This window comes from Acetobacterium sp. (genome assembly GCF_036508315.1).
Lineage (GTDB): Bacteria > Bacillota > Clostridia > Eubacteriales > Eubacteriaceae > Acetobacterium.
In genome coordinates, this window is sequence record NZ_DATCHP010000008.1 from 1 (window position 1) to 15836 (window position 15836).

General features: G+C 38.1%; 12 protein-coding genes. All 12 read left to right on the forward strand.

The annotated features are described in order from the left end of the window. A partial coding sequence (locus VIK44_RS00935; RefSeq protein ID WP_331551952.1) for an InlB B-repeat-containing protein occupies nucleotides 1–3083 on the forward strand: 3083 nt, incomplete at its 5' end. A gap of 204 nt (nucleotides 3084–3287) precedes the next feature. Continuing rightward, nucleotides 3288–3677 carry a hypothetical protein gene (locus tag VIK44_RS00940; RefSeq protein WP_331551953.1) on the forward strand — a complete coding sequence of 130 codons (390 nt, stop codon included), beginning with the start codon at nucleotides 3288–3290 and terminating at the stop codon, nucleotides 3675–3677. 127 nt (nucleotides 3678–3804) lie between these two features. Beyond that, nucleotides 3805–4791, forward strand: a complete 987-nt coding sequence (locus tag VIK44_RS00945) for an aromatic ring-hydroxylating dioxygenase subunit alpha (protein ID WP_331551954.1) — start codon at nucleotides 3805–3807, stop codon at nucleotides 4789–4791. A 67-nt stretch (nucleotides 4792–4858) separates the two neighbouring features. After that, entirely contained in the window at nucleotides 4859–5431 is a 573-nt protein-coding gene (locus VIK44_RS00950; RefSeq protein WP_331551955.1) for a hypothetical protein, read from the forward strand. A 330-nt stretch (nucleotides 5432–5761) separates the two neighbouring features. Continuing rightward, nucleotides 5762–6751, forward strand: a complete 990-nt coding sequence (locus tag VIK44_RS00955; protein ID WP_331551956.1) for a diguanylate cyclase — start codon at nucleotides 5762–5764, stop codon at nucleotides 6749–6751. A gap of 323 nt (nucleotides 6752–7074) precedes the next feature. Continuing rightward, entirely contained in the window at nucleotides 7075–7212 is a 138-nt protein-coding gene (locus VIK44_RS00960; RefSeq protein WP_331551957.1) for a hypothetical protein, read from the forward strand. Between the two features lie 101 nt (nucleotides 7213–7313). Further along, complete coding sequence (mgtA, locus tag VIK44_RS00965; protein ID WP_331551959.1) at nucleotides 7314–9854, forward strand: magnesium-translocating P-type ATPase; 2541 nt, start codon at nucleotides 7314–7316, stop codon at nucleotides 9852–9854. 224 nt (nucleotides 9855–10078) lie between these two features. Then, nucleotides 10079–10750, forward strand: coding sequence for an HAD family hydrolase (locus VIK44_RS00970; RefSeq protein WP_331551960.1), 672 nt, complete (start codon nucleotides 10079–10081; stop codon nucleotides 10748–10750). A gap of 539 nt (nucleotides 10751–11289) precedes the next feature. Further along, entirely contained in the window at nucleotides 11290–12465 is a 1176-nt protein-coding gene (gene metK, locus VIK44_RS00975; RefSeq protein WP_331551961.1) for a methionine adenosyltransferase, read from the forward strand. 95 nt (nucleotides 12466–12560) lie between these two features. Beyond that, nucleotides 12561–13901: a B12-binding domain-containing radical SAM protein gene (locus VIK44_RS00980; RefSeq protein ID WP_331551962.1), complete on the forward strand. Its 1341-nt coding sequence runs from the start codon at nucleotides 12561–12563 to the stop codon at nucleotides 13899–13901. Between the two features lie 192 nt (nucleotides 13902–14093). Continuing rightward, entirely contained in the window at nucleotides 14094–15344 is a 1251-nt protein-coding gene (locus tag VIK44_RS00985; protein ID WP_331551964.1) for a radical SAM protein, read from the forward strand. Between the two features lie 16 nt (nucleotides 15345–15360). Next, entirely contained in the window at nucleotides 15361–15822 is a 462-nt protein-coding gene (locus VIK44_RS00990) for a pyridoxamine 5'-phosphate oxidase family protein (protein WP_331551965.1), read from the forward strand. The last annotated feature ends 14 nt before the right edge of the window (nucleotides 15823–15836 follow it).

The following is a 15836-nucleotide window of genomic DNA, read 5'->3' on the forward strand; positions in this document are numbered from 1 at the left end:
AGTACACCTTTGAGGTAACCGATAATGCAACCCTAATCGCTAACTTCGTAGGCAATTCGGTTAAGATACAAGTGCAATGTGATTATGTTGAGGGTGGTACTGTCACCTCGGATGATGTGGCCATACCCGAAACCGGACTGGCTACCACTGCGGGCGAGTCCATTACCCTAAAAGCAGAAGAAAAGAAAGATTATGAATTTGAAGGCTGGTATGAGAATGGGAAAAAAGTTGAGAAAGAAGCCACCTATACTTTTGTAGCCGCAAAAGATCGAACATTGGTGGCGGCTTTTTCCCATAATGGATTGTGGCTGTTAGCTTTTCCGGATCCCATTGAGGGAGGCCGTGTTTATAAGGTTTACCAACCTTCGGAAACAAAGGACGAATTCTATCTTAATGCAGTGCCATTAACAGGTTATGAATTTGTTGGCTGGTATGATTTGCTGGGGATCAAGGTTTGTGATACACCGGAATATGATTTTGTCGGCTATATTGATCATATTCTTTTTGCAAAATTCCAGCCCATCCAATATGATGTGGCAGTTGATATTGAGCCGGCTCAAGGAGGAACCGTATCCGGAACAGGTACCTATGATTATGGAAAACCGGTGACCTTAACGGCAATACCGGAAGTGGGCTATGTTTTCAATGGTTATTCAGACAGTACCGGAAATCTTGTGTGTGCGGATTCTGTTTACACATTTACCACCCGGGAAGCGGTTCAGTTAACCGCGAATTTCTCACCGCAAACCTATAATGTAACGGCCACCGTCAATGATCCAACCCTGGGCAGCGTGTCTGATGCCGGAACGATTCCCGCCGGGGAATCGGTTTCGCTTGTAGCCTCACCTTTGGCAGGTGCCCGGCTGGTGGGCTGGTTTGAAAACGGTCAATGCGTCAGTCAGGAAAGTACCTATAATTTTACTGCCACTGCCGATCGCAACCTTGAGGTTGATTTCAGCAATGAAGCATTTGTGCTGACCATCATGGCAGATCCGGTTTCAGGGGGAAGCGTATCAGGGGAAGGCGGTTACAATCCATCTTCCGCGGCTGATCAGGCCAGCATATCGGCGGTTCCTTCACCAGGTTACTCCTTTACAGTCTGGTTGGATGCGGATACCAGGGAACAGGTTTCCACCCAAAGCAGTGATGCCATCACCCTTACCAAAGACACCAACCTGACGGCGGTCTTTACACCGAATGTTTACCAGGTGAATGTCACCAGTGGGAATGGAGGAACCGCCACTGGAAACGGACCCTATAATTTCGGTGAAGTTGTCACACTGTCTGCCAAGGCTGATATGGGATATGCTTTTGCCGGTTGGATGATGACGGATGCCCAGGGCAATCAGTCCTGTATCTCAGCAGATTTGGATTATTCCTTTACTTTAAATGAAGATTGGATTAATTCAGGCGATATTAGTCTGACGGCAACCTTTGCAGGCACGGATGGAGCGAGGATTATCCCCATTCCAGAAGAATATCTTCGTGGCAACATGACAAGAGGCATCCGCTTGGATGCTACTGTTGGAGAAACAACAAGTGTGGAGGCCATACCCGGCTACGGTTATGAGTTTACCAACTGGACAGATGTCAAAGGGAATGTAGTCAGCCAGGAAGCTGTGTATGAGTTTACAGTTACCGGAAGTACTATTTTGATGGCACATTTTAAGTCCACAGAAACCGTTAAACTCACTGTAACCGAAGAATCCATTTTACAGGGGAAAGCCTTTTTAGTAGGCGCTGTCATCGCCGGAGAAAAAGAAGTTGAATCAGGTCAGTATGTCATGGCCTATGCTGTGGCCTACCCCGGGAATAAGTTTCTCCATTGGGTAAACCAAAACGGTTTGAAGGTCTCCAACGCCAGAAGTTATCTCTTCAGAATATCTGAAGATACGACCTTAACAGCCGTATTTGAAAAAACAACCCATGATATCAGAGCCAATGTGGATCCGGAAGGAACCGGTTATGTTTTCGGACAGAAGACCTATACCTATGGTGCAACCGCCACTTTAACGGCAATACCCATAAAACTACATTATGTATTTGCATATTGGTCAGATGAAAACGGACGCATCAAAGGAGCCGTGTCACCGGTTTTCAAACCGGTGGTCAATGGAACCAAAACCTATACCGCTCATTTTATAGAAATCGAGCATGAAATAACCGCGACAGCAGTACCAACTCAGGGGGGAACCGTAACTGGAGGGGGATTCTTCTCGGATGGGGATTCGGTCACTTTAACAGCTGCGGCCAATGATGGTTATCAATTTGATGGCTGGTTTGTGAATGGGGTCAGTGCCAGTACGGATGCCAGTTGGACCTTTAGTGCATCGACCAATCTTGGAGCAGAGGCTCATTTCTCGCTAAATCCTCCTGATGTTAATGGAGCGGATCGGTATCAACCCATTTTACAGAATAACTCGGGTTTAAATGTAACGGTAACCGGTGATTTGGAAAGTATTTTAACCGGATCGGGTATTCCAAAAAATACAACGGCATATGCCCAATTAATATTGGATAAAATCGATCCATCGGATATGAGTGTTTGGGATAAGTTCTTGATTAATAGTGTTGCCAATGGACAGAGTGTGGGACAGTGTTTCAATATTCGCTTAAATATGTTGCTGTTTAATTACCTATTGAATACCTACGGTGTAAGGGAATTGTCCGAGTTAAGTCAACCCATTCAATTGTCCATAGATATTGGAAATTTGATTAATAAGGGAACGGATTTCAGATTGATACGCATTCATAATGGAGTGGCAGAAGAGATTCCAAGTCAATTGAATGGGTCGATTTTAAGCTTTGAATCCCAATATTTCAGCAGTTTTGCTTTGGTTTATACTCCTGTGTCAGAATCAGGTTTAACTGATCCAGATTCAAATGGAACTGACTCGAATTTTACCGATTCAGGCTCCAATGTTTCGGATACAGTGGTCATTGTGAAGTCTGCTTCCACTAAAAATCCAAAGACAGGAGATTCCAGTAGAAATTTAATGGTTTGGTCCTGGCTATTGATCTCAGGGTTTTTGTGTGCCGGGGTTTATCTTAAAAAAAGTAAAAAAGGTTTAAAGCTCAAGTAATAGCATAGATCAATGGTTATGACTGGCGAAATTATTAAAGTAGATACCCATAGGACAGAAAATCTCCCATGGGTATCTGCTTATTTCTAACTTATATGGGTATTATGAATATGAAGTGAATATCAGAAATTTTAATGTGAATAGTAAGATGATTCGAAACATTATAGCAATGATTGGAATCAATGAAAAAGATGGAGGAAGAATATGAGTGATATTTTAAATGAGTTCGAAAAATATGTGGCCTTGGCTAAAAACGCTCTAAAAGAGGGGAATTATCCATGGGCAGAGGAAAAAATTAAACAGGCCATGTTTGAAAATCCCCATTCGCCTATTGTGCAGAATTTGTATGGTATATTGGAAGAACTTTTAAAGGAAGATAATCTGGCACACAGGCATTATCGAGCCGCCTATGCCCTTGATCCTTCCTATAAACCTGCGATTAGAAATTTAGAGCGAATTACAATCTTTGAAGAGTATCCTTCAAAGAGACACATCGATTTTGGGGATGAACCTGAAAAAGAAGATGAAAATTTATATGTTATTGAATATGATGAAAATCATGTCGGACATTTGCGTAAAAAAGATAAGAAATAAAGCGTTATATAGCATATTCTATCCGCCGGGATGTTCTTTCATCATAAGCCTTAAATTAACGCAAGCAATGTTCATGAAGAAATTTTTATTAAAAAACAGAATTAGTTGATAAAAAGGAGGCTTCAAGATGATTAGAAACCAATGGTATGGAATACTGGATGCAAAAGAGATAAAGGCCAATAAACCTATTGGTGTTGTAAGACTGGGTGAAAAGCTGGTCATCTGGAAAAACATAAACGGTGACATTCATTGTATTTTTGATAAGTGCTGCCACAGAGGAGCCTCTTTAAGTGCTGGAAAATTAGAGCAGGATACTGTAAGATGCCCATTTCATGGATTAGTTTATGATGCAACAGGCAGAGTAATCGAAATACCGGCGAATGGTAAAAACACCCCTGTGCCAGAGAGATTTAAAGTCAATGCTTATCAAGTGAAAGAAAAATACGGTTTTATATGGCTCTGGTATGGCGACTATAATGCCGAACTCCCTGAAATCCCGTTTTTTAAATACTTACGTAAAGGCTTCTCTTATGGCGGCTTTTCAGAAGTCTGGCCGGTTCATTATACAAGAGCTGTAGAAAATCAATTGGATGTTGTTCATTTACCTTTTGTTCATGGTAACAGCATTGGCAGAGGTCATAAGACCTTGGTGAATGGTCCGGTTGTAAAGTCGCAGGATAACCTAATGACTTTTTACGTTCACAATGTGAAAGATGATGGCCTGACAAAACCCCTAAAACCCAGTGAAATGGAAAATTATAAGGACTACTTCAGTCTTCAGTTTCAAATGCCGAATATGTGGCAAAATAGAATTAGTCGCGATATAAGAATTGTTGCTGTTTTTGCTCCAATTGATGAAGAAAACACCCGGATCTACCTAAGGTTTTATCAAAGAAATCTTAAGCAGCCGGTGTTAAAACAAGTCTTTAACAGGTTAAGTAATATTGGTAATCGCTATATTCTTCATCAGGACAGACGGGTTGTTCTAACTCAAAAGCCAAAAAAAACCGAACTTAAAATGAAGGAAAATCTCATTCAAGGGGATGCCCCAATCATAGAGTATCGTAAAAGAAGGGCATTTTTAAAAGGTGAGATTAATTCTAATGACGAGTAGGCTATTCTCTTAAACTCAACGGTAAAGACATATTTCTGGAATTAGATAATAAAGGAGGCACGGTTTTATGAAAAGATTTATATCCCTCGCACTTATGGTAACAATGGTATCACTGCTGGTTTTAATTTCCGGTTGCAGCGGCAATACAGGTTCAACAGATCAAACAAATCAAACTAAATTATCAAAGGAAACTGTTTTTGACTTCTATAACAAAGTCCAGCTTGACCAGACAAAGGATCAGGTTGATGCGGAGTTGGGGGTTGTGCCAACAGAAAGTTCTCAATTGAAAAATTCGTTTACGTATACAGATGAAAATACAGGTTTTGGGGTCAGTGTTCTTTTCAATGAAAATAATCAAGCTGCAAGTAAAACACTGTTTTATCCAGTTCGGGAAGAATTGGCGTTTTTGACTAGCAAACCAGTTACTCAGGAACAAGCAGACAAGATCACAGATGGTTTAACCTATGATCAGGTGAAAAGCTTGCTTGGAGGAGAAGGTATAGAAGTAAGCACCACTCAAATTCCTTTCGACAACAATAAGCTGAGTAGTATCCGTATTTGGGTAAATTCAGATGGATCCATGATTCAGACAGTTTTTGGAACCGATGGAATGACTAATAACACCATGTTTTTCAATTAATAATCCACCTTCCGAGATTTAAAATAAATTCACAGTCTAGTCTCGAAAACGAACGCCATTTATGATAGAATACCATCATAAACAGAGCGTTGCTATTGCAAAACCGCTAGGGTATGATTACTTTACTAAAACCATTTGATGGGCTAGAACAGAATAGATCTTCTTTATTGGGAATTATACATTGATGCATAAAAAAGTAGATAGTTGATGATGAAAATGTTACAATGCAGAAAGAGATTTCGAACTTCCTCATTGAACTGGATTAAGTTGAAAATATATTTAATTTAACGTGAAGACTAGAATTAATATTTCTGAGAAGGGTGATGCTTAGTGAAAAACGATAAAGAAACAATTAGCATGGAGACAATTAATGAAGATGAAAGAAATAAACGAAGCAAACAATCGATTGAAGAATGTGCTCTTGCTTTATCTGAAAAGTTGGAGATTGCAAATACTCTTTTAACAACAATTCTTGAAATAACCCATGAATTTATTATTTTTGGTTTAGATACAGAATACCGGTATTTAAGCTTTAATAATCGACACAAGGAAATGGCTAAGTCCCAATGGGGTGCAAACATTGCCTTAGGTATGAAATTTCTTGATTTAATAGATGAGTATGAAGAACGCAAAAACATGAAAAGTTTTTTTGACCGGGTTTTATCAGGGGAAAAGTTTTCTTCCATTGAAGAATATAATGATGAAAATGGTGGAATTGTATTGGGCAAAAATCATTGGGCTCCCATAAAAAATAATCGTGGTGAAATTACAGGTTTAGTTTGCTTTATTCAGGATGCAACTGAAAAAAAGAAATTTTTAAAAGAAATGCTTGAAGAAAGAAAAAACCAGGATACTATAGAATCTTTGACTTTTTGTGATCAGCTCACAGGAGCCTACAATCGAAAGTTTTTTGAAAAAGAATTAATAAGGCTCGATGAAAAATCATACTATCCGCTTTCAATTATTTTACTGAATGTTAACTCCAGGGATCAAGTAAATAAGCAATACGGGCATACGGTTGGCGATGTTTTCATTAAAAAGGTAGCTCAGATACTTAAAAATGGTTGCAGAGGCTTTGATGTTGTTGCTCGTTTGGATGGTGATGAATTTGTTGTTATCATGCCAAGAACAGTCGGCGGGAAAGTGGAACGGGCCATTAAACGGATTAAAAAAAGCATGGATGAAGTAAAGATCAATTCAATAACATTGTCGGTTTCTTTTGGATTTTCTACTAAGTACGAAGAAACAGAGGATATAAATGAAATCTATGAAAGTGCTAAAAAGCAATTGGAAAGAAGTAAGTCATTAAACTATTATTGAAAATAAGATAATTCTTTTGATTAATCGCTTCGGAACTAAAAATAATAAAAATTTAGATATGCTGTCTTAATTGGGATGATAAAAGACTGAGGTATAAGATGATTCCATTTACTTCAAATAATAGAATGGATCATTGTGAATTCCCTCAGATAAATAGTCTGAGGGAATTTTTTAGTTTTTTTAACTTTAAAACTATACAGACAAATAGATGAAAGCAAGTTAGAATAAGGGCAATCAGAAACCCCGGAAAAATGGAACATGGAAAATGTTTGGGATTCTCGGAATAGAACGGTTGAATAAATTAACGATAGTAAGAGAATCTGTTGAAAAAAATGTCATCGAGTTCAAGAAAAATCCTAAAGACCATAAAAAAGAATGCAGAAAATGAAAAAGTAGGTGCTATTAAGATTTCAATTTCTTTTGGTAATGGAACGAAGAAGTTGGAAAAGGAAAACATTTAAGAAATATTAAAAAATGCTGAAGATGAAATGTATCGACATAAACTATATGAGAGCGCCAGTGCACGAAGTAAAACCATTGATCATACTAGGAGAGAGAGTCTATGCTAGAAACTAAACTAAAATTTTGGACAATGCCAGTTGACGATGTCATCACAAAGTTGAAAACCGGTCAGGACGGATTAACAAATGAAGAGGCCCAAAAAAGGCTTGAAATAGTAGGGCCAAATTCTATTAAACCTAAAAAAAGACATAGTGCTTTAGGGCTTTTAATTTCACAGTTTAAAAGCCCTATTATTTTAATTCTGTTTTTTGCCATTGGGCTTTCATTTTTTCTTAACGATAATGCAGATGCAATCATTATATTAATCATTGTCCTGGGAAGTGGATTATTGGGCTTCTGGCAGGAATATGGTGCCAGTAATGCGGTTGAGAAACTACTTGCACTGGTTCAAATTAAGGCAACGCTACTTCGAAATGGATCACCCACCGAAGTCAGCGTGGAAGAAATAGTCCCAGGGGATATCGTGATATTAGAAGCCGGGGATGTGATCCCCGGAGACTGCCTGATCATAGAGTCCAATGCCCTTTTTATCGATGAAGCTACGTTAACGGGAGAAACATTTCCACTTGAAAAACAGACAGGAATATTGCCTGAAAACACAGCCCTTGCTCAGCGGAAAAATTCCCTATGGATGGGTACCCATGTGATCAGTGGAAATGGAAAAGCAGTCGTTCTAACTACGGGTAAGGACACTGAATTTGGCAAAATATCCGAAAGATTAAAGCTTAGACCCCAGGAAACCGAGTTTGAACGCGGGGTAAAACAATTTGGCTTTTTCTTGATGGAGATTACGCTTACCATTGTCATTATTATTTTTGCAATCAATGTATTTTTAAACAGACCAGTGTTGGATTCTCTGCTATTTTCACTGGCATTGGCAGTTGGTCTGACTCCCCAATTATTGCCTGCCATTATCAGCATTAACCTGGCCCATGGTGCAAAATTAATGGTAAAGGTGAAGGTTATCGTCAAACGCCTTGCTTCTATCGAAAACTTTGGGAGCATGGATGTACTTTGCTCGGACAAAACAGGGACGCTCACCGATGGCATCGTCCGATTGCAGTCAACACTGGATATCAATGGCAATCAAAGTGAAAAAATACTTTTCTATGCTTATTTAAATGCATCCTTTGAATCCGGTTTTGTCAATCCGATTGATGAGGCCATTCGAACGTATAAAAAATTCGATATTTCAGGATATACTAAAATAGGCGAAGAACCCTACGATTTTATTAGAAAGCGATTGAGCATACTACTCACAGAGCCACCGGATTTCACCCATGATGGGAAAGTCCAAATAGTCATTACCAAAGGAGCCTTAAAAAATGTGTTATCCGTATGCACTAAGGTTGAAATGGGAGATGGTAAAATAGTCGATCTTGCCCAGTTTCAGGATCAAATTCAGGAAAAATATGAGGAATATAGTAATCAGGGCTATCGAACCCTTGGTATCGCATATAAGCTTGGAATCGAGTCATTGCATGAAAGCGAACACGAATCAGAGATGATATTTTTGGGGTTCATTACTTTATTCGATCCTCTTAAACCGAATATCCTTGATACCATCAATGAACTGAAGGGATTAGGCGTTAATTTAAAAATTATCACGGGAGATAATCGGTTAATTGCGGCCAATGTGGTTTCTCAAATAGGTAGCATGAATGGAAAAATTCTAACAGGACCGGAGTTACATGAAATGAGTGACAATGCCTTGTTGAAAAAGGTCTCTGAGATATCCGTTTTTGCCGAGGTTGAGCCAAACCAAAAAGAACGGATTATCATTGCCCTTAAAAAAGCCGGCTATGTGGTGGGCTATATGGGAGATGGTATTAATGACGCCTCTGCTCTGCATGCTGCCGATGTGGGTATTTCAGTGGACAGCGCCGCGGATGTGGCCAAAGAGGCTGCGGATATTGTCCTTCTTGAAAAAAATCTGGCAGTGCTGATTGATGGTGTCAAAGTTGGCAGAATAACCTTTGCCAATACATTAAAGTATGTATTTATGGCCACCAGTGCAAACTTTGGCAACATGTTCAGCATGGCTGGTGCGTCTCTGTTTTTATCCTTTCTTCCCTTACTGCCGAAACAGATTCTATTGACGAATCTATTAACGGATTTTCCGGAAATGACCATTGCATCGGATTCCGTTGATAATGAGCTGATCATGAAGCCAAGACGGTGGGATATAAAGTTTATTCGGAAATTTATGCTGACATTTGGTTTGGTCAGTTCTCTCTTTGATTACCTGACTTTTGGTGTGCTGATTTATTTAGTTCAGGCAACCGAAATCCAATTTCGTACCGGTTGGTTTATTGAATCTGTTGTTTCAGCAGCTTTAATTATTCTGGTGATCAGAACCAGAAAGCCCTTTTACAAAAGTACTCCTGGAAAATATCTTATTCTGACAACGTTCCTAATAGTTATTATTACCTTTCTATTGCCCTACACGCCATTGGCGGGTTTGTTGGGTTTTCAACCGCTTCCAATATGGGTTCTGTTGATCATCCTAGGAATTGTTGCCTGCTATATTATCACAGCAGAAATAGCCAAAAGGTTTTTCTATAAAATAGTCAAATATTAAATTTTGACCGAAAGTTTGAAAGTCGTGTTTTGTTTCATAACAAAATTAATGGGTATATAGATCTTATAAGATACCGTTATAAATTGGTTGCGTAATAGTTATTGCTATTGAAATCTCATTGGCAATAAAAACCGTTGGTTCCCGAATTAGACGATTAGCTCAACAAATGAAACATGCAGAAGACATTTATATTAATACATGAATATTATACCAGGAGGATTTTTTTGAAATTAGCAATATTTGATTTTGATGGAACGCTTGTCCCTAAAGATTCGTTACCATTTGTACTTCGCCATTGGAAAGAACAAAGATATTCAAAAATAAAATACTATAGAACTTATTTTTCTTTGATTTTTTTATATATCCAATATAAATCCGAGAGAAATTTCAAGATGTCTCGTGAAGAGATGAGGATATTGGCTGTAAAAAAATTTAACCAGATCTTTGTAGGGATGACACAGGAAGAAACCAGTCAATTCTTTTGCGGTTGCTCTGAGAAAATAATCGCGTTATTGGTTAAAAATATGGTTTCAGAGATAGAAGTGTGTCGTTCACAGGGTTACTATACGATCCTTCTTTCAGGGGCACATCATGACCTATTAAAATATGTTGGGGAACACCTGGGATTTGATGTAGTATTCGGTACACAGCTGCATTTTTCGAATAACATATTTGATCCCGATATAGAAGTGGAGGTAATCAGTGGTGCAATGAAAAAAGAGAAAATTCTTGAATATTTTCATTACCAGGCCATTGATTGGAGTTTCAGTCGAGCTTACGCAGATAGTTACTCCGATATGGATCTCCTTGAATTGGTAGGCCAACCTGTAGCTGTTAATCCGGACGTTAAGCTCAAAGCAGTTGCTTTGGATAGAAACTGGAGAACGATTATTTAACGATTAGAAGAATTAATAGCATACAAAAAAGCACAGGTCATCAAGACTGTGCTTTTTTGTATTTACCCAACACGTCACAAAGAATTGCCTTTTGGTTATGATAGCAAAAACTTTTGTGAAAAATTGAAAAAAGATGTTGACAAGTAAAATTGTTTAGTATATATTAAGTATACAAAACATATAGGATATATATGTAATAACAACAAGGAGGCAAAGCAATATGGAAAACAAAGGAATTAACATCATGAAAGGTAACAGTGTGTGTTTGTGTTTATGTACGTGTACATGCACCTGCACGTGTTTGTGCTGCAAAATAAAGGGTTCTTTGTGTTGTTTTAAACCAAAATGAAATATAGCATTTGTCGTCCATTGTAAAAATTGCTTACAATAAATCGAAAAATTGAGCCGACAAATCATTGAATTTGTCGGCTCAATTTTTTTTGACCAACAGAAGACGGCTTTCAAGAATACGGTACCTGGATTAAATTTAAATGTTTTGACGAACAATCAAAAAAATAAAATGAAAAGAGAAAAATAATATGGGAAAATATTTTACTTCAGAATCAGTAACAGAGGGACATCCAGATAAAATAGCAGATCAAATTTCAGATGCAATCTTAGATGCCTTAATTGAACAGGATCCATACTCCAGAGTTGCGGCGGAAACAACCGTAGCAACAGGATTGGCCTTAGTCGTGGGTGAAATTACAACAAATGCCTATGTTGATATTCCAAAGATCGTAAGAAATACAATCAGAGAAATCGGCTATACAAAAAATGGCGGATTTGACGCAGATTCCATATCAGTGCTGACTTCCATTGACGAACAATCAGCAGATATCGCTCTCGGTGTTGACAAGGCCTATGAATCAAAACAGGAAGGCGTCAAAGAAGATTTTGGTACAGGGGCAGGAGATCAGGGCATTATTTTTGGATATGCAACAAACGAAACAGCAGAGTATTTACCACCTGCTATTTCATTTGCTCACAAATTAACAAGACAACTAACGGAAGTTCGTAAGAACGGCACATTGGAATATTTGAGACCTGACGGAAAATCACAGGTTACGGTAGAATTTGATGACGATGGAAGAGTGGCAAGAATAGATACCATTGTCATATCCACCCAACATACTGAAGAAGTTACCTTGGAACAGATTAAAAAGGATGTCATCAAGCATATTATTAAAGAAGTGATTCCCTTCGGCTTATTAGACGACAAGACAAAATATTATGTAAATCCCACAGGACGGTTTGTTATTGGCGGACCCCAGGGAGATGCCGGATTAACGGGAAGAAAGATTATCGTTGACAGCTACGGGGGAACAGGAAGACATGGCGGAGGCGCTTTTTCAGGAAAAGATCCAACAAAGGTAGATCGCTCCGGAGCCTATGCAGCCAGATGGGTTGTTAAAAATTTAGTGGCAGCGGGAGTGGCCCAAAAAGCTGAAATTGAACTAGCTTATGCCATTGGTGTTGCAAAACCCGTATCTATTGCAGTGGAAACCTTTGGAACCGGTATTATAACCGAAGAAAAAATCGTGGATATTATTGAAAAGATATTTGATTTAAGACCGGCTGCCATTATTGATGCCCTTGATTTGAGACGACCTATATATAAACAAACAGCAGCCTATGGACATTTTGGAAGAACAGACATCGATTTGCCCTGGGAAAAACTTGATAAGGTTGAAGAAATTAAGAGCTATCTGTAAAAAAAGCTATTTTTCAGACATTGCTTTTATTAAAAAATACAAAAGTAATGTCTGAGCATCAATGGAAAAGAAAAAACTAAAAGAAGAGGTTGAAAATGAAAGTTTTATTAATTAACCCGTCTTTCTATGATAAGTCAGAATTCAAAAATAGATACAGAGATTATTTAGACTGGGTAAAAGGCGGGAATCTGTATGTGGCACCATTTGAGCCACCCTTGGGATTGGCATATCTTACCGCATATCTAAAACAACGGGGAGAAAATGTAGAATTAATTGATATGCAGGGATCAATGATGGACAGTGTTGAGCTGGCAAAAAGAGTGGAAGCATCCAATGCAGATCTGGTGGGGATTACTTCAATGACGACCACCTTTCCAGCGGCCATTAAAGTTGCCCGTATTGTAAGAGCAAAATTGCCACACTCACAAATTGTGCTAGGGGGTGTTCACCCCACACTTGACCCGGAAGGAACATTATCATTTGAAGAAGTGGATTTTGTGATCCGTGGAGAAGGGGAAGAAGCCATTGCTGGATTAGTGAAAGCACTTAAAGGCCAGGGATCTTTTGAAGAAGTCGATGGTTTATGTTATCGAGGGGCAGAAAATGTTGTTATTAAAGATAAGGCTGTTATTTTGGATGCAGACAGTTTGCAAACACCTGACTATGGCTCATTTCCCGCAGAGGAATATATAAAACATAATGAATATCTTAGAGGCATTAGAGGTATTTCAATGCTTATTTCAAGAGGCTGCCCCTATGATTGTACTTTCTGTGCAGTTCATGAGGTAATGGGAAGAAAATGGCGAGTGAAGTCTCCCGAATTATTGGTCAATGATATTATTGAGCTCAAAGAAAAATATCAGTTAGAAGGCATCTGGTTTAAAGACAGTATCTTTAATATCAATAAAAAATGGATTGAAGAATTTTGTAATCTGCTCATTGAAAAGAATGTTAATATTTCATGGCAAATCAATACAAGAGTCGATTTGGTTGATGAAGAACAAATTAAATTAATGAAAAAAGCCGGATTAACTCAGATTGACTTTGGGGTTGAAAGTGGCTCAAATCGTATTTTAGAAAGATTGCATAAAAACATCAAAGTTGATGAAATCAGAGAGAAAATAAAAATAGCACATAAATATGTAAAAGTATTTGGATTCTTTATGATTGGCATTCCCGGAGAAACAGAAAAAGATGTCCTTAAAACCTTTGAACTGGCCAAAGAATTGAACCTGGATACAAGTGCGTGGAGTATTTATAGTCCGCTGCCAGGATCACTTCTCTATAATGAATTGGTAAATGAAGGAAAAGTTAAAAAGGCTAATTTTGAATTTGAGGCCATACATTTTACAAAAGCCTATGAAGGCATTAGTGAGATCCCTGCGAAAAGAGTCAAAGAATTATACAAAGAAATTAACGAATATTTTTATACCTAAATGATAAGACGGATCGCAATTAGAAAATCCAGAAGAAATGAAGGTTTTCACACAAATATTCACATAAATATGCATATATTTTCAATGATTTCAAAGCAAAAAGAGTTGGAATGGATTTGAAAAAAGAAAGAAAGCACATTCGGACTCAAAGGCGTTTCCGGATGTGACAAATAGCAAAATGGAGGTATTACAATGGCAATAATCATTGGTCGAGAACATGAATTGAAATTTAAGGAAGTTGTTGAGAAGTATCCCGAAATTCCAAGACTGATTATCCTTAAAACAGATGTCCAACGCAGAGGGGTATATTACACTCAAAATGCCCTGGATAAAATAGACCCTGATATTTATCAATTAACAGGCGATAATATATTCTTTGCAGCACTGGGCGCAAGAGACCAAAAAACAAAGTCTGTTCCCGAATCCCTGATTTTAAGGGATGGTACAACAATCATAACGGACCCCACACCACTAGAACAAAATCCTTATATTGTCGATTATCGGGATGGAAAATTTGTGCTAGTAGATAATGATGAAATTATAGAAGAAGTCGGCTTCTGGGAAAAACCTGATTTCTACGGTAAATTTACAAGTAGTGGAACCCTGATGGATTCAATTGTTTTTGGCAGACCCCAACGTTTAAATATCACACCATCTTCCTATTGCCATTTCTGGAAAAATGACAATGGGTGTAAATATTGTGATTTAGTACCGCATCTCAAAGAGGATGGGGTCATTAAAAAGAAATTAACCCCACAGGATGCTTATGAAACAGTTAAAGAGGCAATAAAGCAAAAAGGAAGATATACCAATATTTGTATGACCATGGGTTCAGATGTTAATGGTAAGACACCCTTTGATGCAGAGGCGGATTATTACATTGAAATTTTGAAGGCCATTGGACAAAATTTTGAAGGCAGAAGATTTCCCAGTCAGGTCATTACAACCGCCTTAAATGAGGACCAGCTTAGTCGCTTATACAATGAAACAGGTTTGGCAAGTTATACCTCTGATATTGAAGTATTAAATGAAGACCTATTCAATTGGATTTGTCCTGGGAAAGCCGAATGGATTGGGTATAAGGAATGGAAAAGACGACTTGTTGCAGCCGTTGATATATTTGGAAAAGGAAATGTGAATACAGGCATTGTCGGAGGCGTGGAATTAGCAAAACCCAAAGGATTTAAAACTGAAGCTGAAGGGTTAAAAAATACCCTGGAAGAGGCCGAAGATTTAATAAGCAAGGGCGTTTCTGTTGTTTATATTGTATGGGTTCCGAGACCACTTTCTTTTTTTAGCGACCAGCAGAATGCATCTTTAGAGTATTATGTTAATTTGACAATTGGACTTAACAATTTAAGACATAAATATGATTTGACAATGGATTTTGATGATTATCGTCGGTGTGGAAATCATCCCAATTCTGATTTACTAAGAATATGACAGGGAGGAAAAATAAATGGCAAATATAGATGAGATTAAACAAATTATCAATGATCCAAAAACAGTAAAAATAGTTGGAACGGTAGGCGTTGATGGTGTACCACATACTGCTGTGAAACAAAGTCTTCATGTTAATGACGAAGGTAAAATTGAGTACATCGAGTTATTTGAATCTTCAGAAAGTTATCGAAATGTAACAGCCAGTCTTTGGTACAATAAAAAAGTTTCTGTTTTAATCCTCAGTCCAGATAAGGAAAGTTATGAAATCATTGGAGAAACCGAGAGAATCCTTATTGCCGGAAGAGAATATGAAGCGGTTTATACAAAAGTATTGGAAGAAAAAGGATATGATATTGCGGCAGTAGTAACCATTGCTCCAGAATCAGTAGAAGACAGTTCCCCAAAGGAAAAATTTAAAGACCAGGAAAAAACACGGTTATTTTACAAACATTTAGATCGTTTGAGCAAAGAGAGCTAAGGATTATAAAGAAG

Coding starts and splice junctions, on each gene's coding strand:
- VIK44_RS00940 (WP_331551953.1), top strand. CDS start 3,288: ATGAGTGATATTTTAAATGAGTTCGAAAAATATGTGGCCTTGGCTAAA.
- VIK44_RS00945 (WP_331551954.1), top strand. CDS start 3,805: ATGATTAGAAACCAATGGTATGGAATACTGGATGCAAAAGAGATAAAG.
- VIK44_RS00950 (WP_331551955.1), top strand. CDS start 4,859: ATGAAAAGATTTATATCCCTCGCACTTATGGTAACAATGGTATCACTG.
- mgtA (WP_331551959.1), top strand. CDS start 7,314: ATGCTAGAAACTAAACTAAAATTTTGGACAATGCCAGTTGACGATGTC.
- metK (WP_331551961.1), top strand. CDS start 11,290: ATGGGAAAATATTTTACTTCAGAATCAGTAACAGAGGGACATCCAGAT.
- VIK44_RS00980 (WP_331551962.1), top strand. CDS start 12,561: ATGAAAGTTTTATTAATTAACCCGTCTTTCTATGATAAGTCAGAATTC.
- VIK44_RS00985 (WP_331551964.1), top strand. CDS start 14,094: ATGGCAATAATCATTGGTCGAGAACATGAATTGAAATTTAAGGAAGTT.
- VIK44_RS00990 (WP_331551965.1), top strand. CDS start 15,361: ATGGCAAATATAGATGAGATTAAACAAATTATCAATGATCCAAAAACA.